Source organism: Algibacter ulvanivorans (assembly GCF_048381495.1).
Taxonomy (GTDB): Bacteria; Bacteroidota; Bacteroidia; order Flavobacteriales; family Flavobacteriaceae; genus Algibacter_B; species Algibacter_B ulvanivorans.
In genome coordinates this window covers 270,676-293,434 of the sequence record NZ_JBLWGD010000001.1, presented here as the reverse complement: position 1 = coordinate 293,434, position 22,759 = coordinate 270,676, and the positions used below count along the sequence as shown (strand labels likewise).

The window sequence follows — 22,759 nt, the reverse complement described above, 5'->3', positions numbered from 1 at the left end:
TAAAAATTAAACTTTACTTAATATGAAATACTTACCAATTGATAAATCTTTATTTGAGAAAAATAGAGCAAAATTTAAAGCTAAAATGCAACCTAATAGCTTAGCTGTATTTAACTCTAATGACATCTATCCAATAAGTGCAGATAGCACTATGCCTTTTGAGCAACATAGAGATATTTTTTATTTAAGTGGTGTAGATCAAGAAGAAAGCATATTAGTGCTTTTCCCAGATTGCCCTAAAGAAAAACATCGTGAAATACTATTTTTAAAAGAAACCAACGAGCATATTGCCGTTTGGGAAGGCGAAAAGCTAACCAAAGAAAAAGCTTTTGAAACAAGTGGCATTAAAACCGTGTATTGGCTTCAGGACATGGAAAAAATTATGTTTGAGTTAATGACACAATGCAACACCGTTTATATTAATACCAACGAGCATTACCGTGCCAATGTTGAAACAGAAACACGCGAAGACCGATTTACTAAATGGTTAAAAAACAAATACCCTGCGCATGCGGTTGCAAAAAGCAACCCTATAATGCAACGCTTACGTTCTGTAAAAGAGCCTGTAGAAATAGATTTAATAAAAAATGCGTGTAGTATAACCGAAAAAGGGTTTCGTAGAGTTTTAGAATTTATAAAACCAGGGGTTTGGGAATTTGAAATTGAAGCAGAATTTATGCACGAATTTTTACGAAATCGATCTAAAGGTTTTGCTTACACACCCATTGTTGCCGCTGGAAACAATGCCAATGTATTACATTACATTGAAAACAACCAACAATGTAAAACTGGCGATTTAATTTTGATGGATGTTGGCGCAGAATACGCAAATTATTCTAGCGACATGACAAGAAGCATACCTGTTTCTGGTCGCTTTTCTGCTAGACAAAAAGATGTTTATAATGCTGTACTTAGAGTAAAAAACGAAGCTACAAAAATGCTTGTTCCAGGTACAGATTGGGCAGACTACCATGTTGAAGTTGGTAAACTAATGACAAACGAATTACTAAATTTAGGGTTGCTTGATAAAGCCGATGTACAAAACGAAAACCCAGATTGGCCTGCCTACAAAAAATACTTTATGCATGGCACCAGCCACCACATGGGATTAGACACACACGATTACGGCATTTTAACCGAGCCTATGCAACCCAATATGGTATTTACTGTAGAACCTGGTATTTACATCCCCAAGGAAGGTTTTGGGATAAGACTTGAAGACGATGTAGTTATTCAAAAAACTGGAGAACCTATTAATTTAATGAAAAATATTCCTATAGAAGTTGATGAAATTGAATCTATTATGAATTCATAAAACAAAAGGGGGCGTTTTTTAAACACCCCCTTTTTTTGCTATAAAACACTAAAATATTATAATTTATAGAGTGACTAATTCAAATAAATAATTGTTTAGCTTTTGTAGCGTATTAATTTTATCATTAGAATCGATTAAAAGCGAAATATTATTATTACTTCCGCCATAAGAAATCATTCTAATTTTAACATCTTGTAAAATTTTAAACAACTTATACGTGTCTTGATGATTTACTACAGATTGCCCAACTAAACACACTATACTTTGGTTTTTATCTACCTCTATTGATGCTATTTTTTCTAGCTCTATTAATATGTTATCTAAATACGTATCATCATCAATGGTTAAAGATACAGCCACCTCAGATGTTGTAATCATATCTATAGAGGTTTTATAAGTTTCAAAAATTTCAAATACCTTTTTTAAGAAACCATGAGCCTGCAACATTCTAGCCGATTTAATTTTAATAGCCGTGATATGATCTTTAGCTGCAATTGCTTTAATACCATTCTCTGAAGTACTGTTAGAGATTAATGTACCGTGCGCATCGGGTTTCATGGTGTTTTTTAATCTAACAGGAATACTATCTTTCCTAACAGGTGTTACTGTTTGCGGGTGTAAAATTTTAGCTCCAAAATAAGCCAGCTCTGCAGCTTCCTCAAAAGACAAGTTTGAAATGGCTTTTGTGTTTTCAACATATCTAGGATCGTTATTATGCATGCCATCAATATCTGTCCATATTTGAACCTCATCAGCCTTTATTGCTGCTCCAATTATGGTTGCTGTATAATCACTTCCGCCACGTTGCAAATTCGATATTTCATTATCATCATCAAGACAAATAAAGCCTTGGGTTATATAAATATCAGAATCTTCAGCTTTTTCTAAAACACTTTTAAAATGATGCTCTATATAATTAGAATCTGGCTCTTTAAAAGCATCAATTTTCATAAAATCTAATGCAGGTAATAATGCTGAACTTACGCCTTCCTGTTTTAAATAACTATTAAACATGTATGTTGAAAGCAACTCCCCTTGCGCTAATATTTTATTTTCTAATGCTTCAGAAAACGTTTGATTAGTGCAGCCTAATAATATTTCAAATATGCTAGAAACATAGTTTTTAACATTAGTATTTAATACCGAATCAATTAACAACTCATCAACTGTATTAAAATAAGCTTCATGGAGTTCGTTAATTTTATCAATAGCATGATTTGATATGCCCTTAGCAATATCTTGCGCTATTGCAACCAATTTATTTGTTGTACCAGACATTGCCGATAAAACAACTATTTTTTTACTTCCGTCGTTAATTATACTTTTAACATGGCTCATGTTTTTAACCGAGCCTACAGAAGTTCCTCCAAATTTTAATACTTTCATTTTCACTTATTTGAAGCACAAAACTATAACTCATTTACCTAACAGCTATATTTTTAATAAAAAAAAGTTATTTTTACACAAATTGTTAAATATTTAACATTAAAGCTTCTAAAACCATGAAAACAGTATCAAATTGCGTTGAAGACATTTTAATAACTCAACCTTATTTAGAAGAAGCACTCTCTAGAAATATTATAAATTTTAGTGCTTTAGCTATAGAACTTGTAGAACCCATAAGCAAAATGCTTAAAAAAGATGTAAAACCCGGTGCTATTATGATGGCTTTAAGGCGCTATAATCCTCCAGCTACATTAGGGAACTCGATTAAAATGAAACGTGTTATACAAAATCTTGGAGATATTACTGTTAGGTCAAATCTTACCGATTTTACGGTTAAAAACTCGACAACTTTAATTGATAATCATGCAAAAATATTAGAACGGATTAACAAAGAAGACAAATTGTTTTATGCTTTTACTAGAGGCATTCACGAAAGCAATATTGTGGTATCTAGCAGTTTAAACAACTTTATTAACCAGCATTTAGCAAACGAAACATTTATTGCTGTTCAAGAAAACCTATCTGCAATAAGTATAAATTTACCGCAAGATAACTCGAAAATTGCTGGTTTATACTATCATTTTTTTAAACGTTTAGCATGGGAAGGCATTGTATTATACGAAGTCTTATCTACTACAAACGAATTTACCATTTTAGTAGAAGATGAATTTGTTGATAAAGCTTTTACAGCCATTAAAAGAGTAAAATCTTAGTTTATTAATACCTTAATTTTCATATCTAAATAAACACAACATGTATTTAGAACATAAAGGAATAAATATTTATTATACAGAAACGGGATTAGGAAAAGCTATTGTTTTACTTCATGGCTTTTTAGAAAACGCTAACATGTGGACACCATTTATACCTATATTATCTAAAAAAAATAAAGTTATTACTATAGATTTATTAGGTCACGGAAAAACGGGATGCTTAGGCTATATACATAGCATGGAACTTATGGCTAATGCTGTAAGCGCCGTTTTAAACCACTTAAATATTAATAAGTATATAATTATTGGACACTCTATGGGTGGCTATGTTGCACTTGCTTTAGCAGAAAAACAACCCAAAGCTATTTTAGGGTTATGTTTAATGAATTCTACAGCCAATGCAGATTCTCCCGAAAAAATAGAAAATAGAAATCGAGCCATTTTAGCAGTTAAACAAAACCACAATACATTTATACGACTGGCTATAAATAATTTATTTAGCCCCAAAAATAGAATTCTTTTTTCTAAACAAATTAAAACCTTAATTAAAGAGGCGCAACAAACACCTTTACAAGGTATTATTGCTGCATTAGAAGGCATGAAAATTAGAAAAAGCAGACTAGAAATATTCCATAATACCTCATACAAAAACATGTTAATGGTAAGCAAAAAAGATCCTGTTTTAAATGCTAACCTATTAATATCTCAAACAAAAAACACAACAATACAAGTGGTTGAATTTCCAGATGGACACATGAGTCACATCGAAAACGAAGTTTTATTCCTACAAAATATAACGCATTTCGTCGAAAATTTATAACTTTTTAACGATTTATTTGTTTTTTATTATTAATTTTATCATACCCAAACAAATAAATCATGAAAAAACCTACCTTAATTCCTAAAATGTATTGTACTTTTTTTGGGCATGATTATCAAGTTACTAAGCGTGTAACGCTTCATGTTAAAGAATATACTTGCAAAAACTGCAAAAAACAATTAACTACCAATAGTAATGGTAAGTTAATAGAGCTTACACCCAAGTTTAAAGAAATAAATGGTATTTTAGAACGTATTCATACCTCCAGAACAGAACGTTTAAAGAAAAAAACACTCGCTTCGTCGATTTTATTAACCTCTAACTAACATAATAATTTGGTTTTTAATACTTTTAAGCGTCTCTCTAAAATTAATTAATTATGACAAAAAAATGAAAAACATTCATTGCAAAGTATTTGGCCATGATTATGTTGTGTCCAGACATGTAACCTACCATGTAAAAGAATACACTTGTAAAAATTGCAAAAAACAATTAACTACAAGTAGCAACGGAAGCTTAGTTGAGCTCACTCCTAAGTTTAAAGAAATAAATGACGTTTTAGAGCGTATACACCACAAACGAATATTGCGAATAAATGCAAAGATTAAGCAAGTTAAAACGCAAAAAGAAGCAAAACTTCTTATTGCTTAATCATTAAAATTTTTCCAACCTTGTGCTTGCACAGGAATTCTTGTGTCTGCGCGCGTTACTAAATGTATCCCTTCTTTTTCTTCTTTTATAAAACCAACAACCGTTAGATTAGGGTTTGCTTTTATTTTAGGATAGTCTTCTTGAGATATAGTAAAAAGCAACTCATAATCCTCTCCTCCATTTAAAGCTACTGTTGTACTGTCTATATTAAACTCTTCGCAAGTTGAAATTACTTGAGGATCTAATGGTAATTTTTCTTCATATAAATCGCACCCAACTTTACTCTGCTTACAAATATGAATAATTTCCGAAGAAAGTCCATCACTCACATCAATCATTGCTGTAGGTTTTACATTCAAATCTTTTAAAAGCTTAACAACATCCTGTCTTGCCTCAGGTTTTAATTGCCTTTCAACAATATAAGAATAAGCCTCTAAATCTGGTTGAGCATTTGGGTTTACTTTAAACACTTCTTTTTCTCTTTCTAAAACCTGAAGCCCTAAATAAGCACCTCCTAAATCACCAGAAACCACTAACAAATCATTAGGTTTAGCACCGCTTCTATAAACCACATTATTGGTTTCAACTTCACCAATTGCAGTTACAGAAATTAACAAACCGGTTTTAGATGATGTTGTGTCTCCGCCAACAACATCAACATTATAAATATGAGCTGCAGTTTCAATGCCTGCATATAAATCTTCTAGAGCCTCTAAAGGAAACCTATTAGAAACAGCAATAGAAACTGTTACTTGCGTTGCTTTTGCATTCATAGCAAACACATCAGATAAATTAACCACAATAGATTTATAACCTAAATGCTTTAACGGCATGTAACTTAAATCAAAATGTACGCCTTCAACAAGTAAATCTGTGGTTACAACCACCTTTTTGTTTTCAAAATTTAAAACTGCAGCATCATCACCAATACCAGTTACTGTAGAGGTTTGCTTAATTTTAAAATGCTTGGTTAAATGGTCTATTAGACCAAATTCTCCTAAATCACTTAATTGTGTTCGTTGTTGGTTTTTATCTTCTATCATAATGCAAAAATAAGAAGCTATATTTGTTTTTACTATCTTTATCCTAAAACTAAATTTAGTTTAAACTAATAACAAATCTATTTATGAATTTTTTACGCCCTTTTTTCGCCGTTTTGGTGTTAAGTTTTATTGTTTTTAGTATTCAATCTTGTAATGATGAACCTGTAGAAATAATACCTATTGCTGATGCCGATAATGATGGTATTGAAGATAATATTGACAACTGCCCAAATATAAGCAACCCCAACCAAGAAGATGAAGATAATGACGGCATAGGTGATTTATGCGATGTTAATGGAGAAGATGATAATGACAATGATGGAATTCCAGATAGCCAAGATAATTGTTTAAGCGTTTTTAACCCCAACCAAGAAGATGAAGACAATGACGGTATAGGTGATTTATGCGACCCCGATTTTGTTGCTCCAAATACTCCGTTAGCCGTTTGCGAAAGTGGTTTTGCCGATATTTACCCTTGTAACAATTACGATTTAATGGCTAACATTCCATTAAACATATTTGGCGCCTCTGAAGGTAACGATTGTTGGGGCTGGACAGACAGCACAACAGGAAAAGAATACGCCTTAATGGCAACAACAGACAACACCGCTTTTATAGATATTACAAACCCAACAGAACCTATTTATTTAGGAAAACTCCCTACTGCAACAACTAGTAGCCCTTGGCGCGATGTTAAAGTCTACAAAGACCATGCTTTTATTGTAGCAGATTGTAGCTTTGGAGACCCTACGTGTAATGACGACCATGGGATGCAAGTTTTCGATTTAACGCGATTAAGAAATGTACCTAACCCTCCTGAAACATTTACTGCAGATACACATTTTACAGAATTTGGCAAAGCCCACAATATTGTAATTAACCAAGATAGTGGCTACGCCTACATAGTTGGCGCAAACAGAAGCTCAACTTATGCTGGAGGCCCAATATTTATTAACATACAAGACCCCAAAAACCCTATTTCTGAAGGTGGTTTTTTAGACGGCGGCTATTCTCATGACGCACAAGTAGTTACCTATAATGGGCCTGATACAGATTATACAGGTAAAGAAATTTTAATTGGCAGCAATGAAAACGAAGTAGTAATTGCCGATGTTACAAACAAAGCAAACCCAACTATTATTTCTACCATTAGCTATAGCAATGTATGGTATGCACACCAAGGCTGGTTTACACAAGACATGAAATATTTTATTTTAGGTGACGAGCTAGATGAAATGAGAACTGGCAGCAATACCAGAACCATTGTTTTCGATTTTACCGATTTGGATAATCCAGCATACCATTTTGATTATTTTGGCTCCAGCGCAGCTATAGACCATAATGGCTATGTAAAAGACAACACTTATTATTTTGCTAACTACAGAGCTGGTGTACGCATGCTAGACCTTACTCAAATAGAAAGCGGATCTGTATCAGAGGTTGGCTTTTTTGATACCTATCCTACTAATAATGCTACCGAATTTGATGGCGCCTGGAGTATTTATCCTTACTTCGCTAGTGGCAACATTATAATTAGCGATATTAATAGAGGCTTATTTATCATTAGAAAAAGCGGCACTTAAAAATGCATAATAACCCCAAAACATATATACTTGCCCTAAGCCTTATTGCAGTCGTTTTTACATTAACTAATTGTTCTAAAAACGACGATAATAACAGTATAAAAGCAGAAACTATTCATATAGAATTTGTAAAATCTATAGGCGGAACAAAAAACGAAAGCGCACAATCTGTTATAAACACTAACGATGGTGGCTATGCTATACTTGGACACACCCAAAGCATGGATGGAGATGTTGCTAACAAACTAAACGAATCGTTTGACTATTGGCTGTTAAAATACAACCAAAACGATATACTAGAATGGCAAAAAACCTTTGGAGGTAACGATGATGACAGAGGCAAAGACATTATACAAACTACCGATGGCGGCTATGCTATTATAGGATTTAGCAAAAGCAGCAACGGTCATGTTTCAAAAAACAACGGTGCACATGATTTTTGGGTTACTAAATTAAACACTTCAGGAAACATCTCTTGGGAAAAAAACTATGGTTTTGTTGGTGCAGATACAGGAAATACCATAATTCAAACTAACGATGGTGGCTTTCTATTAACTGGCGTATTAGATGTTTCAGCATCAAACGGAGAAGGAAACAGCAAAAATAGCATTACAAAATCAGCAAGAATTAAACATGCAGGAGGCGATTATTGGGCAATAAAAATAAATGCTTTAGGAAACCTACAATGGAGCAAATATTTTGGAGGAACTTTTACAGATACTTGTTACGACGCTATTCAAACAGAAGATAATGGCTATATATTAGTAGGATCGTCTGATAGTGCAGATGTTGATATAAAAAACAACAATGGTACTTATGATTTTTGGGTGATAAAAATTTCTGAATCTGGTAATCTAATTTGGGAAAAATCTTTTGGAGGCTCTCAAACCGATGAAGCAAGAGCCATAGCAAAATCGGACGACGGAAACTATATTATTGTTGGAGATACTAGAAGTAATGATGCAAACGTTTCTATTAACAAAGGCGCTGCAGATTTATGGGCAATAAAAATATCTCCTACAGGCACTCTTATTTGGGAAAAAACATTTGGAGGAAACAGTTTTGATGCTGCGCGTTCAATATTTAAAACCCAAAATGGCGATTTTATTATTTCTGGAAGCTCCAGAAGCTTAAATGGCGACACTACCAACAATAACGGACAAAATGATGCTTGGGTAATAAAAATAGACACTCAAGGTCATTTAAAATGGCAAAAAACCATTGGAGGCTCAGAAATAGACTTTGCCTACAGCGCCGCCGAAATAAATAACAAAAGCATTATAGTTGTTGGAGACTCTAACAGCTCTAATTTAGACCTTTTAAGCAATAAAGGCTTTTCAGATTTATTAATTTTTAAATTAAAACCACATTAAAATGAAATGTATAGCCCCAATTTTTCTAGCACTTTTATTTACTTTAACAGCTTGCCATGAAGATAATGACGATAAGGTTTTATTAACAAACGCAACATTTAATTTTAGTCATTATTGGGATGAAATACCAGTTACCAATTCAGATTTCAATACCATAAAATTCACAAATGAAAACGGGCAACAATTAAGCATAGAAGGATTACGCTACCTAATATCAAAAATAACATTTCATAAACCAAATGGCAGTAAAATAGTACTCGATGGCTACAATCTAATAGATGTAACTAACAACGAAAACCTATCTTTTACACCAACAACTTTTATAACAACTGGAGTTTATAGCGATGTTAGTTTTACTTTTGGATTTAACAATGAAGACAACTTAAATAATTATACAGATTTAAACTCGGCCTCTTGGTTTGTACCAGAAATGCTAGGAGGAGGCTATCATTACATGCAATTAGATGGTAAATTTTTAAACACAACCAACGCAGAACAAGGGTATAACTACCATGCAATTAGAGCAGTTGATGCTTCTGGAGCAGAACCAAACTTCCCTCAAGACACTTTTTTTAATGTTAGCCTAGGAGAAGTAACAATATCTAACAACACAACTTTTAATATAAAAATGAATATAGCCGAATGGTTTAAAAATCCAAACTCATGGAATTTAAATGAGCTAAACCAAATGCTAATGCAAAATCCATCTGCTCAAATTATGATGCACCAAAATGGGCAAAATGTATTTAGCTTACAATCTATAAATTAATAGACATTTTGAAAGCACAGCAACTATATATAATTATTGTTTTATTTTGTTTTGCTTGCGAAAACGAACCTGTTGGGCAATATACAGCCACACCTAGCCCATTAGAAATACCAAAACTATTTCAAGATAACATATTAGCCCCTGTAATTCCTATTAACAATCCACAAACTAAAGAAGGTGTTGCTCTTGGTAAAAAATTATTTTTCGATCCTATTTTATCTTCAAATAACACCCAAGCCTGTGCAGATTGTCATGCACCAGAACTCGCTTTTACAGATTCTAATAGGTTTAGCGAAGGCGTAAACGGTACATTTGGCAACAGAAACTCAATGCCGCTTTTTAATTTAGCTTGGAATTACGATGAAAAATTTTTCTGGGACGGCAATACTTTTAGCCTAGAACACCAAGCCTTTGTGCCTGTTTCTAACCCTATAGAAATGAATGGCAAATGGACAATCATAGAACAAAAACTTAAACAACACCCAGAATATCCTCTATTATTTAAGCAAGCTTTTGGTAACTCTAAAATTGACTCTAGTTTAATTACAAAAGCTATAGCTCAATTTGAACGCACATTAATTTCGGCAAATTCAAAGTTTGACAAATATCTTTTAGGCGAAGCAGAATTAACACCTGAAGAACAAAATGGATTTAATATATTTATGAATGAAGATAAAGGCGATTGCTTTCATTGCCATGGTAGCGATAAAAATCCACTCTGGACAGACAACCTATTTCACAACAATGGATTAGACGAAACTTTTACCGATTTAGGTTTAGGCGCCATAACAGGAGACCCAGCAGACCATGGAAAATTTAAAACACCATCGCTTAGAAACTTAACATTTACAGCTCCATATATGCATGATGGCCGATTTTTAACATTAGACGAGGTTATTAACCACTATAGTAATGGGCTAAAACAATCGCCAACCATAGACCCATTAATGAAAAAAGTTTCAATAGGTGGAGTTGGGCTTACAAATAACGAAAAAGCTAACCTAAAAGCCTTTTTGTTAAGTCTATCAGATTATAATTTTGTAAGAAATAAAAACAATAAAATAGAATAATACTACATTTTTTATTGTATTTCATCGAAAATATATCGTTTTCATCTATTATTTTTATATCTTTTGCTTAAATTGCAGCCCCTAAGTTTTCAAATTATGACAAAAAATAGAACTTCAAATATATTCTGTGCAGCCTATGGGCATAATTATTTTCGTTTAAGCAAAGCAAATTCAAACACCCCAGAATTAGTGTGTAAATGCTGCAAAAGCTATTTTAAATTTGAAGATGACGGATCAATAACAGCCGTTCCTCATATAGAAAACCAAAAATTCTTAACACTTATCAGCCCTAAAAAAACAGCTTAAATTACTCCAATAGTATAATTAATCTAAATCATACTTCTCAAATAACTTCTATTATTTAAGCTCTTTCAAAGCAAATAAAAAATACCTATTAAACTATATACTAATATAATGTTAGGTTATTCGATTTTCAGGGACTTATATTGTATATTTGCACTCTATTTAGAAACTGTCTTAATTAAAACATTAATTCACAACTAAATTTAACACTAAAATTATATGATAAAAGTCTCTGAAACAGCTAAAAAGAAGGTGATTGAACTTATGGCCGACGATGGCTTTAATGCCACCACAGACTATGTACGTGTTGGTGTAAAAAGCGGTGGTTGTTCTGGCTTATCTTACGATTTAAAGTTTGATAAAGAGCAACAAGAAGGTGATAAGGTTTTTGAAGACAATGATATAAAAATCATAGTTGACAAAAAAAGCTTTTTATACCTAATAGGTACTACATTAGAGTATTCTGGAGGGCTAAACGGCACAGGTTTCGTATTTAACAATCCTAACGCTAACCGAACTTGCGGTTGTGGCGAATCATTTTCATTATAAAAATTAGAAAGCATTATGTCGAAATATACCGAAGATGATTTACGCGAAGAATTAAAAACCAAGGAATATGAATATGGATTTTATACCGATATAGAATCTGAAACATTTCCAAATGGATTAAATGAAGATATTGTTCGTGCTATTTCTAAAAAGAAAGAAGAACCAGAATGGATGACCGAATGGCGCTTAGAAGCCTTTCGTGTTTGGGAAAGTATGATCGAGCCCGAATGGGCAAATGTAAACTATGCCAAACCAGATTTTCAAGGCATATCCTATTACTCTGCGCCTAATAGTAAACCAAAATACGATAGTATAGACGAGGTAGACCCAGAACTACTAGCAACTTTCGAAAAACTAGGCATTTCTCTTGACGAACAAAAGAAATTAGCTGGTGTAGCTATGGATGTTGTAGTAGATTCGGTTTCAGTCGCAACAACATTCAAGAAAACTCTAGGCGAAAAAGGTATTATTTTCATGAGTATTTCTGAAGCCATAAAAGAGCATCCAGAACTCGTAAAAAAATATTTAGGAACCGTTGTTCCACAAAAAGACAATTTTTATGCCGCTTTAAACTCTGCTGTATTTAGTGATGGGTCTTTCTGTTACATTCCTAAAGGTGTAAAATGCCCAATGGAATTATCGACATACTTTAGAATTAACCAAGCAGGAACAGGACAATTTGAAAGAACGCTTGTAATTGCAGATCAAGGTAGCTATGTAAGTTATCTAGAAGGTTGTACAGCACCAAGTCGTGACGAAAATCAATTACACGCAGCAGTTGTAGAGCTTATAGCTTTAGATGATGCCGAAATTAAATACTCTACCGTACAAAATTGGTATCCAGGAAATGCCGAAGGAAAAGGAGGTGTTTACAACTTTGTTACAAAACGCGGTTTGTGTGAAAAAAATGCCAAAATATCTTGGACACAAGTAGAAACGGGATCTGCAGTAACATGGAAATATCCTTCTTGTGTACTAAAAGGCGACAACTCGGTAGGCGAGTTTTACTCAATAGCAGTAACCAACAACTACCAACAAGCCGATACAGGTACAAAAATGATTCACTTAGGTAAAAACACGAAATCTACCATTATTTCAAAAGGAATTTCGGCAGGAAAATCGCAAAATAGTTACCGAGGTTTAGTACAAGTTAATTCAAGAGCCGAAAATGCTCGTAACTTTTCGCAATGCGATAGTTTACTAATGGGTAACGAGTGTGGCGCGCACACTTTCCCATACATTGAAGCAAAAAATAAAACTGCAAAAATAGAACACGAAGCTACCACAAGTAAAATTGGAGAAGACCAAATTTTTTATTGTAACCAACGTGGTATCGATACAGAAAAAGCCATAGCCTTAATTGTAAACGGTTTTAGTAAAGATGTTTTAAATAAGCTACCAATGGAGTTTGCTGTAGAAGCCCAAAAACTATTAGAAATTAGTTTAGAAGGATCTGTAGGTTAAAATAAATGCGATTAAAAAAATGAAAAAAATAATTCTTATCGCACTAATACTAACAGCATTTATAAGCTGTAAAAACGATAATAAGCCAAAACAAAGCAATGAAGCCATTTCAGATTCATCTGAAAAAACAGCAAAACAAAACGATGGCTTAACCCTTTTAAAAGGCGAGTTTGTGTATTATGATGGTGCAGCAGTCTTACAAACACATGCCGAAATTTACGGCGTTCTTATAACAGACAAGTTAGAAGAATTAAACAAACAAGCACAACCGTACAAAACAGAACCAACAGATATGGTTCTTGTTGAAATACGAGGAAAAATTACAAACCAAAAACACGAAAAAATTCTTTGGGAAAACAAAGTAGAAATTGTTGAAATTCTAAACGTAAAACCTACACCTAAAGAAGAAAATAAAGTTATTAAACTAGGAAACCAATAGTATGTTAAAAATTAACAATTTACACGCAAGTGTTGAAGATAAAAGCATCTTAAAAGGTATTAACCTTGAAGTAAAAGCAGGAGAAGTTCATGCCATTATGGGGCCAAACGGTTCTGGAAAAAGTACTTTAGCATCTGTTGTTGCAGGTAAAGAAGAGTACGAAGTAACCGATGGTAACATTGTTTTTAATGGTGAAGACATTGAAGAGCTAGCAGCAGAAGAACGCGCACACAAAGGTGTATTTCTATCGTTTCAATACCCAGTAGAAATTCCTGGCGTTTCTGTTACTAACTTCATGAAAACAGCCATAAACGAATCTCGTAAAGCAAAAGGCTTAGAAGACATGCCTGCAAAAGACATGTTAAAACTTATTCGCGAAAAATCTGAACTTTTAGAAATAGATCGAAAATTTTTATCGCGCTCATTAAACGAAGGGTTTTCTGGTGGAGAAAAAAAACGAAACGAGATTTTCCAAATGGCCATGCTAGAACCTAAACTAGCTATTCTAGACGAAACCGACTCTGGTCTAGATATTGATGCACTTCGTATTGTTGCCAACGGTGTAAACAAACTAAAAAGTAAAGACAACGCTGTAATAGTTATTACACACTACCAACGCCTATTAGACTATATTGTACCCGATTTTGTACACGTACTATACAATGGCCGTATTGTAAAATCTGGCGGAAAAGAACTAGCACACGAGTTAGAAGAAAAAGGTTACGACTGGATTAAAGAAGAAGTTGACGCTTAATACAATTGTAGTATTCAGTAATAGTTTGCAGATGCTTACTCAAAACTGACTACTAAAAATTTCAAAACATAGTAAACAGTCTAAATTTCTGTTTTTAACCAAAAACTAGAACAAAGACTGAAAACTGAAAACAATGGATTTAAAAGAAAAATTAGTATCATCATTTTTAGCATTCGAAAACCGAGTAGACATAGACAGCTACGTACACGATGTAAGATCTGAAGCTATTAAAACATTTGAAGAAAAAGGCTTCCCATCAAAAAAAGAAGAAGCTTGGAAATACACCTCACTAAATAGTATTTTAAAAGAAGACTATAGTGTATTCCCAAAACAAGAAAATGCTTTAGACTATAACGATATTAAAAAGTACTTTATTCACGATATAGATACTTATAAAATTATTTTTATAGACGGTAAATACTCCTCGCATTTATCGCAAACCACGCATGATGGTATAGATGTATGCCTAATGTCTGCCGCATTAAGCAAACCAAAATACCAATTGGTTATAGAAAACTATTTTAATAAAGCCGCAGAAAAAGACAGTTTAACAGCATTAAACACAGCATTTTCTTGCGAAGGCGCATACATACACATACCAAAAAATAAAATTGTAGAAAAACCAATTCAAATCATTCACTTTTCTACAGGAAACGAATCGGCAACAATGTTACAACCCCGCAACCTAGTGGTTGTTGGCGAAAACTCGCATGTACAAATTATAGAACGTCACCAAAGCTTAAACAACAACGCTGTACTTACTAACTCTGTTACCGAAATTTTTGCAAATAAACGTGCCATAATAGACTATTATAAAATACAAAACGATAACGAAAATGCATCGTTAATAGACAATACGTTTATAAAACAAAAACGCGAAAGCTTTACTTCCGTTCATACCTTTGCATTTGGAGGCAAATTAACACGAAACAACCTAAACTTTTATCAAGAAGGAGAACGTATAGATTCTACCTTAAAAGGAATAACAATTATAGGCAACAAACAACATGTAGACCATAATACGTTGGTGCATCATATCGAGCCAAATTGCGAAAGCCATCAAGACTACAAAGGTATATTCAACGACAAATCAACAGGCGTTTTTAACGGTAAAGTTGTAGTAAACAAAGAAGCCCAAAAAACCAATGCATTTCAAGCAAACAACAATATTTTAATAAGCGACAAAGCCTCTATAAACACCAAACCGCAATTAGAAATTTTTGCAGACGATGTTAAATGCTCGCATGGCTGTACCATTGGTCAATTAGACGAAAGCGCTATGTTCTATATGCGTTCGCGTGGTATTCCCGAAAAAGAAGCCAAAGCCTTATTAATGTTTGCCTTTAGCAATAACGTATTAAGCTCGGTTAAAATTCCAGAATTAAAACAACGTATTACCAAAATTATAGCCAATAAATTAGGAGTAAATCTTGGTTTCAATTTATAAAATTTTTATTTGAAGCTCATCCCGCTTTCGGCAGTCGCTCTCTGCGAGGAGCTTCAACAAATGCCTCAATCGGGGCTAAACCACCTGCCATGTTAGATGTAGAAAACATACGAAAAGACTTTCCAATACTTTCTAGAAAAGTAAACGGCAAACCCTTAGTGTATTTTGATAATGCAGCAACATCGCAAACCCCACAACAGGTAATAGACGTTATTGTAAATTATTATACTAACTACAACGCAAACATACACCGTGGTGTACATACATTAAGCCAAGAAGCAACCGATTTATACGAACAAGCCAGACATAAAATTCAAGCCCATTTTAATGCCAAATTTGCCCACGAAATTATTTTCACCTCTGGCACAACGCATGGTATTAACTTAGTAGCAAACGGATTTTCGTCTATATTAAAAACAGGCGACGAAATAATCGTTTCCACCTTAGAGCATCATAGCAACATTGTGCCTTGGCAAATGCTTTGCGAGCGTACAGGTGCCACGTTAAAAGTTATTCCTATGAATGAAGATGGCGAACTAGTCATCTCAGAATTCGACAACCTACTATCCCAAAACACAAAACTGGTTTTTGTTAATCATATTTCAAATGCTTTAGGCACCATTAATCCTATTAAATATATTATTGAAAAAGCGCACCAAGTAGGCGCAGCCGTATTAGTAGACGGAGCACAATCTGCACCACATATAAAACCAGATGTACAAAGCTTAGATGTAGATTTCTATGTTACCTCTGCACATAAAATCTGTGGCCCAACAGGTGTTGGTATGCTATACGGAAAAGAAGCGTGGCTTAAAAAATTACCGCCATATCAAGGCGGTGGAGAAATGATAGCCGAAGTAACTTTTAAAAAAACAACCTATGCCGATTTACCACATAAATTCGAAGCAGGAACCCCAAATATTTGCGGCGGTATAGCCTTTGGCGCAGCTATAGACTATATGAATAATATTGGCTATAATACTATTGCTGCATACGAAAACGAACTCCTAAACTACGCAACCAAAAAACTCCTAGAAATTGAAGGCCTAAAAATATATGGTACTTCAAAACACAAAACATCTGTTATTTCTTTTAACCTAGAAGGCATTCACCCATACGATGTTGGTACCATTTTAGATAAATTAGGCATAGCAGTAAGAACCGGGCACCATTGCGCGCAACCTATAATGGATTTTTATAAAATTCCAGGAACCGTAAGAGCTTCATTTGCTTTTTATAACACTAAAGCAGAAATTGATACTTTAATTGAAGGTGTGAAGAAAGCTAAAATGATGCTTTCTTAAATTCTTATCGTATTTTTGCACATATATAAAATATATTTTATTTGTTAAAGTTCATATTTTAGTTCATCTAAAAATATCAAGATAAGCTTTCAACTGAAATAAAAAATATAAAATTAAACCTATGAGTATTGAAGACATTCAAAACGAAATAATAGACGAATTCTCAATGTTTGAAGATTGGGAAGAACGCTACCAATATATGATTGATTTAGGGAAAGACTTACCCTTAATTAACAACCAATATAAAACCGAAAATAATATTATTAAAGGCTGCCAAAGTAAAGTATGGGTGCATGCAGAAATGAACGACAATAAAGTTGAATTTACTGCCGATAGCGATGCCATAATAACAAAAGGCATTATAGCCATTTTAATTCGTGCTTTTTCAAATCAGCACCCGGACGATATTATTAATGCTAATACCGATTTTATAGATAAAATTGGCTTAAAAGAACATTTATCGCCAACACGAGCTAACGGATTAGTAAGTATGGTAAAACAATTAAAAATGTATGCTATAGCATACCAAACACAGTTAAATTAATTATTTAGTAATGAGTTGATTTGTATATTACTACAAACAACAAAACGTATAAATAATTAAACAATAAAACAAAAGCACAGATGAGCGAACAAATAAATACAGACGAATTAGGCGAAAAAATAGTAAACGTTTTAAAAACCATTTACGACCCAGAAATACCTGTTGATATTTACGAACTAGGATTAATTTACGATGTTTTTGTAAACGAAGATTACGATGTAAAAATATTAATGACTTTAACAACACCTAACTGCCCAGTAGCAGAAACCTTGCCTTTAGAAGTTGAAGAAAAAGTAAAATCGTTAAACGAGGTAAAAGATGCAGAAGTAGAAATTACTTTTGATCCGCCTTGGACTCAAGAATTAATGAGTGAAGAAGCAAAACTAGAATTAGGCATGCTTTAATTTAAAACGGCCCTTAGCTTACAAAAACATGTCAGACGAAATAATAAATCGCGTAGCAAATAGCAAATTAGTTACTCTAGATCTTGAAGATTATTATCCAAAAGGCAATCGAGTACTTTTCGATATAAAAAATTGGTTGTTTGAAGGTTTTGTACTCCGCGAAAAAGATTTTAGAGCCCAAGCCTCTACTTATAATTGGAGCCAATACCAAGACAACTATATAGCACTAACCTGTAGCACAGATGCCATAATTCCTGGCTGGGCATACATGCTTTTAAGTATTTACTTAGAGCCTTATGCCAAAAAAGTTATAATTGGTAATTTAGAACAACTAGAAACCTCAATATATCAAGATATTATTAATAACCTTGATGTTTCTAACTATAAAAACAAACCCATAATTATAAAAGGTTGCTCTAATAAACCTGTGCCGCAAAACGCTTACATTATGCTATCAAACAAGCTTAAACCCCATGCAAAATCTATAATGTATGGCGAAGCCTGCTCGTCAGTACCACTTTTTAAGAAAAAGTAAATTTTTATGTGACCTCTGTCCTACAATGGAGTCTAAACTATATATTTACACAAATTTTAACAAAATTAAAATCATGAAAAAAATATTTTTCACATTAGTATTATGTATTAGCGTTATAACATTAAACGCTCAAACAAAAGAAGAATTACAAGCTCAAAAATCAGAAAAACAAGCCATAGCAGATGCTGCACAAGCAGAAGCCAATGCACTACAAGCAAAAATTGATGCACTTCCAGGCTGGAGAAAAGGAGCTTTTGGTACTATTGGTGGTAGCTTATCTAATTTTAATAACTGGTACGCTCAAGGCTCGCCAAACAATGCCTCTGGTAATATTGGCTTTACTGTAAATGCCTTTGCTAATTTAATTGAGGAAAAATTCTTTTGGAGAAACTCTTTAACTACAAATTTAAATTGGGTAAAATTTGATGATAAAGACGATGATACTGATGATGATAGTTTTAGAACTGGAACCGATGTTTTTAATATCTCTTCTTTATACGGTAGAAATTTAACAAAAAACTTAGCCGTTTCTGGTTTAGCAGAATACAGAACAACTTTATTAGACAACTTTAACGACCCAGGATATTTAGATTTAGGTATTGGTGCTACGTGGACTCCTATTGAAAATTTAATTGTAGTAATACACCCATTAAACTATAACTTTGTATTTTCTGATAACGATGCTGTTTTCGAATCGTCTTTAGGCGCAAAAATTGTTGCCGATTATACCAGACAAATAGGAGCTGTAAGTTTTAAAACAAACTTCTCTACTTTCCAAAGTTATAAATCTGGAGATTTATCGAACTTTACATGGACAAACTCTTTTGGTTACACCTTATGGAAAATGATTGGTGTTGGTTTCGATTTTGGATTAAGAAGCAACAAACAAGAAGCTTTAAACTACGCTTTAAGCCAAGATCCAGCAACAGCAACTGGTTTTAACGATGTGGATAACGATTTACAAACCTATTACACCTTTGGTTTAAGCTATAAGTTTTAAACTAGAAAATTTACCAAAAACATTATAAAAAAACGCTTCCTTAAATAAGGAAGCGTTTTTTGTTTAGTATATAATTTCGGCTTGCCTTTGTGAGAAAAAAAATATAAATTCGTTTAACGTTTGATAAAAAATTACTACGGTTTTTTATTAGAGACACTATATTTAATACCCTAAAAAACAAACATTTGAATTAAATGAGTAAATTTATTACTGGAAAAGAATTAGAAGATGCCATTTATAACATCATTTGGGAGACAGAAAATCAATTAGTCATTGTTTCCCCATTTATTAAACTCGATGACTATTTCAAAAAACTTTTTGACAAGCACGAAAATAATCCAAAAATACATTTGGTTTTAGTATTCGGAAAGAATGAAAAAGCTGTCCGAAAAAGTATGAGTAAAGCCGATTTTGACTATTTCAAAAAATTTCTAAATGTTAGCATAATTTATGTTCCGAACTTACATGCTAAATATTATGGAAACGAACATCAAGGAGTTATCACTTCAATTAATCTTTATGATTATTCATTTAAAAATAATATAGAATTTGGAGTTTACTCTCAACAGAGTATTTTGGACAGATTTAAATCGTCTGCTGATAATGATGCGTGGAATGAATGTATGGAAATTGCACATAACGGAGAAGTTGTTTTTATCAAAAGACCAGTTTTTGAGACTAAAAAAATGATTATTAACTTAGGGAAAAATTATATAAAATCGGATATTTTGTTTGACTCGACAGATAAATTCTACGGGTTTATGAAAAACAAAAAATCTGAAAACAAAAAACTTGATGATTTTCCTTATGAATTAGAGTTAGGCTCAAAAACTGACATTAGACCTGAACGAGAAATTGAGGAAAAAATAGAACACGGATTTTGCATAAGATCTGGTAAAAAAATAAAATTCAATCCTAAACAACCTATGAATATAGAATCTTGGAAAATTTGGAATGAATATGGAAATGAGGATTTTCCCGAAAAGTATTGTCATAAAACAGGAAAAGCATCGAACGGAAAAACAACAATGCGAAATCCGATAATGTAAAAAACGCTAAAGCGCAACAACGTTATAATCCATTGCTAGTCCTAGCTTAATTACCTACTAAACCTCGCAACAGAATCATACACCAAAGCATTAAACAAACCTACTAAAAATGAATAAAAACATAAAGCGTTATTACCTGTTAGGAATTCTACTATGTCTTTCTATTGTATTAACATCTTGTAAAAATTCAAAAAACAAATATGCAAATAGTAGTTTAAAAGTAAATATTATTCCAAAACCAAACGTGTTAACATCTAAAAAAGGTGTTTTTAAAATTACTAAAAATACTGGAATAAGCATTTCTACACATACCCCTAAAGTAGCATCGATTGTAAACCTTTTTATTACCAGCATTAACCAAGCTAGCGGTTTTAACTTAAAGGCAAAACCAAAAAAAGAGAATATTAACTTTGTTTTAAACGAAACTCTAAAAGAACTTGGCCCAGAAGGGTATAAACTTGATGTTTCTCAAAATAAAATTACAATAGAAGCCTACAAATCTGCTGGGCTTTTTTATGGCACACAAACCATTTTACAAATGTTGCCTAGCGCAATACAAAGTGCCTCGGCTGTTAAAAATGTAGAATGGATAGTACCGTGCGTTTCAATTAAAGATAAACCTCGCTTTTCGTGGAGAGGTTACATGAAAGATGTAAGTCGTACATTTTATAGCGTTAACGTTATTAAAAAATATCTAGATGTTATGGCGTTATATAAAATGAATGTTTTTCATTTTCATCTTACCGACGATCAAGGATGGCGAATTGAAATTAAAAACTTCCCGAAATTAACAACACCACAAACAACTATATTTCATGATAGCCATAACGAACCCGCAGAAAGAAGCGGATACTACACCCAAGAACAATTAAAAGATTTAGTTAAATATGCTGCAGAAAGAAACATAACTATTGTACCCGAAATAGATTTACCAGGACACTCTTGGCCAGCATTAATTGCTTATCCCGAGTTAAGTGTAAACCAAAAAACAGAACCCAATTATGTTTTTCCGTTTTTAGCTTCATGGGAATATTGGGGTAACCAGCGTACTCCAAATACTTTCGACCCAACAAACAAAAAAGTATACAATTTTCTAGATACCGTGTTTGAAGAAGTAACATCTATTTTTCCTTCAGAATATATTCATTTTGGTGGCGACGAGGTAAAATTTAGTGTCTGGGATAATGCTCCGCATATTCAACAATTCATTAAAAAACAAGGTTTAAAATCCAGTAAAGATTTACAATCTTATTTTGTTGCTAAAGTTTGCGACATTATCAAATCAAAAGGTAGAAAACCAATAGGCTGGAACGATATTTTAGAAGGCGACCACAAACCAATAAAAGGAGCTACTATTATGTCTTGGTTAGGAGAACATGCTATTACTGAAGCAGCCGAAAATGGCTTTTATACCGTTGCTTCGCCTGCTGGCTATTTATACCTAGATATAACGCAAGCCAATAGAAACGATGGTACAATGTCCGATTTGGCATACATCCATATTAATTCGTTAGAAAAAATATACCAATACGAACCCACCAAAGGATTAAACGAAACTAACAAACATTATGTTTTAGGGGTGCAAGCAAATATGTGGCCAGCAATACCTCAAGAGGTTAAAGATATTAATGTTCAAAATTTTCCTCGACTTCTTGCTGTAGCCGAAATTGGTTGGATACAAAAAGAAGGTAGAGATTACAATGATTTTAAAAACAGACTAAAATCGCACTATGCACGCTTAGACGAATTAAAAATTGATTATTACAAAGATGGCGGATACATTACTGGGCATTGGAGCCCAGATAAATTATCTACAACCTACAAAAACCTTGAATGGGATGTTACAAAAAAAGTATATGCTAACGGACGCATAAATACAGCATTTTTTTACACCAAAGGAGATCATTTTATGCAAATTAAAAAAGTAGAATTACTCGAAAACTCCAAAGTAATTTCAATTGATGAGCATATTGGTCTAGCCAATACTTTTAGAGGAACACACAAAAAGAAAACATTTTTTTACACTTTAAAAGTTAATTCTTATAAACCAACAGCAAAATATACAGTTAGGGCAACAGTTAAGGGTATAAATGGCGTTAATTCTTATGGAAACTTTACCTTTAACCTAAATCCTTATAAACCTTTTAGTGTTATTGAACCTAAATAAAACCATAGTATTAAAAA

The 22,759-nt window shown here is 33.0% G+C and carries 24 protein-coding genes; 22 read left to right on the top strand and 2 right to left on the bottom strand.

The features are described from left to right. Window positions 1–22 precede the first annotated feature (22 nt). Complete coding sequence (locus ACNG5D_RS01420; protein ID WP_418181713.1) at window positions 23–1,315, top strand: aminopeptidase P family protein; 1,293 nt, start codon at window positions 23–25, stop codon at window positions 1,313–1,315. Window positions 1,316–1,378: 63 nt separating this feature from the next. On the opposite strand, the gene ACNG5D_RS01415 is transcribed toward ACNG5D_RS01420, so the two are convergent. Then, window positions 1,379–2,701, bottom strand: coding sequence for an aspartate kinase (locus tag ACNG5D_RS01415; protein ID WP_418181712.1), 1,323 nt, complete (start codon window positions 2,699–2,701; stop codon window positions 1,379–1,381). A gap of 116 nt (window positions 2,702–2,817) precedes the next feature. Here ACNG5D_RS01415 and ACNG5D_RS01410 point away from each other — a divergent pair, with 116 nt between their 5' ends. The 4 genes from ACNG5D_RS01410 to ACNG5D_RS01395 all read left to right on the top strand — a co-directional run bounded on the left by ACNG5D_RS01410 (window position 2,818) and on the right by ACNG5D_RS01395 (window position 4,945). Next, window positions 2,818–3,474, top strand: coding sequence for a hypothetical protein (locus tag ACNG5D_RS01410; RefSeq protein WP_418181711.1), 657 nt, complete (start codon window positions 2,818–2,820; stop codon window positions 3,472–3,474). A 40-nt stretch (window positions 3,475–3,514) separates the two neighbouring features. Further along, window positions 3,515–4,294, top strand: a complete 780-nt coding sequence (locus ACNG5D_RS01405) for an alpha/beta hydrolase (RefSeq protein WP_418181710.1) — start codon at window positions 3,515–3,517, stop codon at window positions 4,292–4,294. A 59-nt stretch (window positions 4,295–4,353) separates the two neighbouring features. Continuing rightward, window positions 4,354–4,620 carry a hypothetical protein gene (locus tag ACNG5D_RS01400; RefSeq protein WP_418181709.1) on the top strand — a complete coding sequence of 89 codons (267 nt, stop codon included), beginning with the start codon at window positions 4,354–4,356 and terminating at the stop codon, window positions 4,618–4,620. A gap of 64 nt (window positions 4,621–4,684) precedes the next feature. Next, the gene (locus ACNG5D_RS01395; RefSeq protein WP_418181708.1) at window positions 4,685–4,945 is read left to right on the top strand and encodes a hypothetical protein; all 261 of its coding nucleotides are present in this window, start codon (window positions 4,685–4,687) and stop codon (window positions 4,943–4,945) included. Here the strand turns inward: ACNG5D_RS01395 and thiL are convergent. Then, window positions 4,942–5,988, bottom strand: coding sequence for a thiamine-phosphate kinase (gene thiL / locus ACNG5D_RS01390; RefSeq protein ID WP_418181707.1), 1,047 nt, complete (start codon window positions 5,986–5,988; stop codon window positions 4,942–4,944). The two genes, ACNG5D_RS01395 and thiL, sit on opposite strands and share 4 nt — an antisense overlap. An 83-nt stretch (window positions 5,989–6,071) precedes the next feature. Between thiL and ACNG5D_RS01385 the strand changes: the two genes are divergently transcribed. The 17 genes from ACNG5D_RS01385 to ACNG5D_RS01305 all read left to right on the top strand — a co-directional run bounded on the left by ACNG5D_RS01385 (window position 6,072) and on the right by ACNG5D_RS01305 (window position 22,742). Then, a complete protein-coding gene (locus ACNG5D_RS01385; RefSeq protein ID WP_418181706.1) occupies window positions 6,072–7,571 on the top strand; it encodes a choice-of-anchor B family protein in 1,500 nt (499 codons plus the stop codon). A 2-nt stretch (window positions 7,572–7,573) separates the two neighbouring features. Continuing rightward, on the top strand, window positions 7,574–8,944 hold the full coding sequence (locus ACNG5D_RS01380) for a hypothetical protein (RefSeq protein ID WP_418181705.1): 1,371 nt from the start codon (window positions 7,574–7,576) through the stop codon (window positions 8,942–8,944). Window position 8,945: 1 nt separating this feature from the next. Continuing rightward, on the top strand, window positions 8,946–9,713 hold the full coding sequence (locus tag ACNG5D_RS01375; RefSeq protein WP_418181704.1) for an MbnP family protein: 768 nt from the start codon (window positions 8,946–8,948) through the stop codon (window positions 9,711–9,713). Between the two features lie 8 nt (window positions 9,714–9,721). Further along, a complete protein-coding gene (locus ACNG5D_RS01370; protein ID WP_418181703.1) occupies window positions 9,722–10,783 on the top strand; it encodes a cytochrome-c peroxidase in 1,062 nt (353 codons plus the stop codon). 96 nt (window positions 10,784–10,879) lie between these two features. After that, complete coding sequence (locus tag ACNG5D_RS01365) at window positions 10,880–11,089, top strand: hypothetical protein (RefSeq protein ID WP_418181702.1); 210 nt, start codon at window positions 10,880–10,882, stop codon at window positions 11,087–11,089. A gap of 216 nt (window positions 11,090–11,305) precedes the next feature. Continuing rightward, the gene (locus tag ACNG5D_RS01360; RefSeq protein WP_418181701.1) at window positions 11,306–11,635 is read left to right on the top strand and encodes a HesB/IscA family protein; all 330 of its coding nucleotides are present in this window, start codon (window positions 11,306–11,308) and stop codon (window positions 11,633–11,635) included. A 15-nt stretch (window positions 11,636–11,650) separates the two neighbouring features. Next, the gene (sufB, locus tag ACNG5D_RS01355; protein ID WP_418181700.1) at window positions 11,651–13,099 is read left to right on the top strand and encodes a Fe-S cluster assembly protein SufB; all 1,449 of its coding nucleotides are present in this window, start codon (window positions 11,651–11,653) and stop codon (window positions 13,097–13,099) included. A gap of 19 nt (window positions 13,100–13,118) precedes the next feature. Next, entirely contained in the window at window positions 13,119–13,538 is a 420-nt protein-coding gene (locus tag ACNG5D_RS01350) for a hypothetical protein (RefSeq protein ID WP_418181699.1), read from the top strand. A 1-nt stretch (window position 13,539) separates the two neighbouring features. Further along, complete coding sequence (gene sufC, locus ACNG5D_RS01345; RefSeq protein WP_418181698.1) at window positions 13,540–14,292, top strand: Fe-S cluster assembly ATPase SufC; 753 nt, start codon at window positions 13,540–13,542, stop codon at window positions 14,290–14,292. A 133-nt stretch (window positions 14,293–14,425) separates the two neighbouring features. After that, the gene (sufD, locus tag ACNG5D_RS01340) at window positions 14,426–15,739 is read left to right on the top strand and encodes a Fe-S cluster assembly protein SufD (protein ID WP_418181697.1); all 1,314 of its coding nucleotides are present in this window, start codon (window positions 14,426–14,428) and stop codon (window positions 15,737–15,739) included. An 89-nt stretch (window positions 15,740–15,828) separates the two neighbouring features. Next, window positions 15,829–17,043, top strand: a complete 1,215-nt coding sequence (locus ACNG5D_RS01335; protein ID WP_418181696.1) for an aminotransferase class V-fold PLP-dependent enzyme — start codon at window positions 15,829–15,831, stop codon at window positions 17,041–17,043. Window positions 17,044–17,164: 121 nt separating this feature from the next. After that, entirely contained in the window at window positions 17,165–17,587 is a 423-nt protein-coding gene (locus ACNG5D_RS01330; protein ID WP_418181695.1) for a SufE family protein, read from the top strand. A gap of 80 nt (window positions 17,588–17,667) precedes the next feature. Further along, entirely contained in the window at window positions 17,668–17,991 is a 324-nt protein-coding gene (locus ACNG5D_RS01325; RefSeq protein ID WP_418181694.1) for an SUF system Fe-S cluster assembly protein, read from the top strand. A 28-nt stretch (window positions 17,992–18,019) separates the two neighbouring features. Next, window positions 18,020–18,526, top strand: coding sequence for a DUF2480 family protein (locus tag ACNG5D_RS01320; protein WP_418181693.1), 507 nt, complete (start codon window positions 18,020–18,022; stop codon window positions 18,524–18,526). A gap of 73 nt (window positions 18,527–18,599) precedes the next feature. Continuing rightward, window positions 18,600–19,526 carry a DUF3078 domain-containing protein gene (locus ACNG5D_RS01315; protein ID WP_418181692.1) on the top strand — a complete coding sequence of 309 codons (927 nt, stop codon included), beginning with the start codon at window positions 18,600–18,602 and terminating at the stop codon, window positions 19,524–19,526. Between the two features lie 194 nt (window positions 19,527–19,720). Then, window positions 19,721–20,575, top strand: coding sequence for a phospholipase D family protein (locus tag ACNG5D_RS01310; RefSeq protein WP_418181691.1), 855 nt, complete (start codon window positions 19,721–19,723; stop codon window positions 20,573–20,575). Between the two features lie 109 nt (window positions 20,576–20,684). Next, complete coding sequence (locus tag ACNG5D_RS01305) at window positions 20,685–22,742, top strand: beta-N-acetylhexosaminidase (protein ID WP_418181690.1); 2,058 nt, start codon at window positions 20,685–20,687, stop codon at window positions 22,740–22,742. Window positions 22,743–22,759: the final 17 nt, after the last annotated feature.

Excerpts from the sequence above, each read along its gene's own strand:
- ACNG5D_RS01420 (WP_418181713.1), top strand. The coding sequence starts at position 23 with ATGAAATACTTACCAATTGATAAATCTTTATTTGAGAAAAATAGAGCA.
- ACNG5D_RS01415 (WP_418181712.1), bottom strand. The coding sequence starts at position 2,701 with ATGAAAGTATTAAAATTTGGAGGAACTTCTGTAGGCTCGGTTAAAAAC.
- ACNG5D_RS01410 (WP_418181711.1), top strand. The coding sequence starts at position 2,818 with ATGAAAACAGTATCAAATTGCGTTGAAGACATTTTAATAACTCAACCT.
- ACNG5D_RS01405 (WP_418181710.1), top strand. The coding sequence starts at position 3,515 with ATGTATTTAGAACATAAAGGAATAAATATTTATTATACAGAAACGGGA.
- ACNG5D_RS01400 (WP_418181709.1), top strand. The coding sequence starts at position 4,354 with ATGAAAAAACCTACCTTAATTCCTAAAATGTATTGTACTTTTTTTGGG.
- ACNG5D_RS01395 (WP_418181708.1), top strand. The coding sequence starts at position 4,685 with ATGAAAAACATTCATTGCAAAGTATTTGGCCATGATTATGTTGTGTCC.
- thiL (WP_418181707.1), bottom strand. The coding sequence starts at position 5,988 with ATGATAGAAGATAAAAACCAACAACGAACACAATTAAGTGATTTAGGA.
- ACNG5D_RS01385 (WP_418181706.1), top strand. The coding sequence starts at position 6,072 with ATGAATTTTTTACGCCCTTTTTTCGCCGTTTTGGTGTTAAGTTTTATT.
- ACNG5D_RS01380 (WP_418181705.1), top strand. The coding sequence starts at position 7,574 with ATGCATAATAACCCCAAAACATATATACTTGCCCTAAGCCTTATTGCA.
- ACNG5D_RS01375 (WP_418181704.1), top strand. The coding sequence starts at position 8,946 with ATGAAATGTATAGCCCCAATTTTTCTAGCACTTTTATTTACTTTAACA.
- ACNG5D_RS01365 (WP_418181702.1), top strand. The coding sequence starts at position 10,880 with ATGACAAAAAATAGAACTTCAAATATATTCTGTGCAGCCTATGGGCAT.
- ACNG5D_RS01360 (WP_418181701.1), top strand. The coding sequence starts at position 11,306 with ATGATAAAAGTCTCTGAAACAGCTAAAAAGAAGGTGATTGAACTTATG.
- sufB (WP_418181700.1), top strand. The coding sequence starts at position 11,651 with ATGTCGAAATATACCGAAGATGATTTACGCGAAGAATTAAAAACCAAG.
- ACNG5D_RS01350 (WP_418181699.1), top strand. The coding sequence starts at position 13,119 with ATGAAAAAAATAATTCTTATCGCACTAATACTAACAGCATTTATAAGC.
- sufC (WP_418181698.1), top strand. The coding sequence starts at position 13,540 with ATGTTAAAAATTAACAATTTACACGCAAGTGTTGAAGATAAAAGCATC.
- sufD (WP_418181697.1), top strand. The coding sequence starts at position 14,426 with ATGGATTTAAAAGAAAAATTAGTATCATCATTTTTAGCATTCGAAAAC.
- ACNG5D_RS01335 (WP_418181696.1), top strand. The coding sequence starts at position 15,829 with ATGTTAGATGTAGAAAACATACGAAAAGACTTTCCAATACTTTCTAGA.
- ACNG5D_RS01330 (WP_418181695.1), top strand. The coding sequence starts at position 17,165 with ATGAGTATTGAAGACATTCAAAACGAAATAATAGACGAATTCTCAATG.
- ACNG5D_RS01325 (WP_418181694.1), top strand. The coding sequence starts at position 17,668 with ATGAGCGAACAAATAAATACAGACGAATTAGGCGAAAAAATAGTAAAC.
- ACNG5D_RS01320 (WP_418181693.1), top strand. The coding sequence starts at position 18,020 with ATGTCAGACGAAATAATAAATCGCGTAGCAAATAGCAAATTAGTTACT.
- ACNG5D_RS01315 (WP_418181692.1), top strand. The coding sequence starts at position 18,600 with ATGAAAAAAATATTTTTCACATTAGTATTATGTATTAGCGTTATAACA.
- ACNG5D_RS01310 (WP_418181691.1), top strand. The coding sequence starts at position 19,721 with ATGAGTAAATTTATTACTGGAAAAGAATTAGAAGATGCCATTTATAAC.
- ACNG5D_RS01305 (WP_418181690.1), top strand. The coding sequence starts at position 20,685 with ATGAATAAAAACATAAAGCGTTATTACCTGTTAGGAATTCTACTATGT.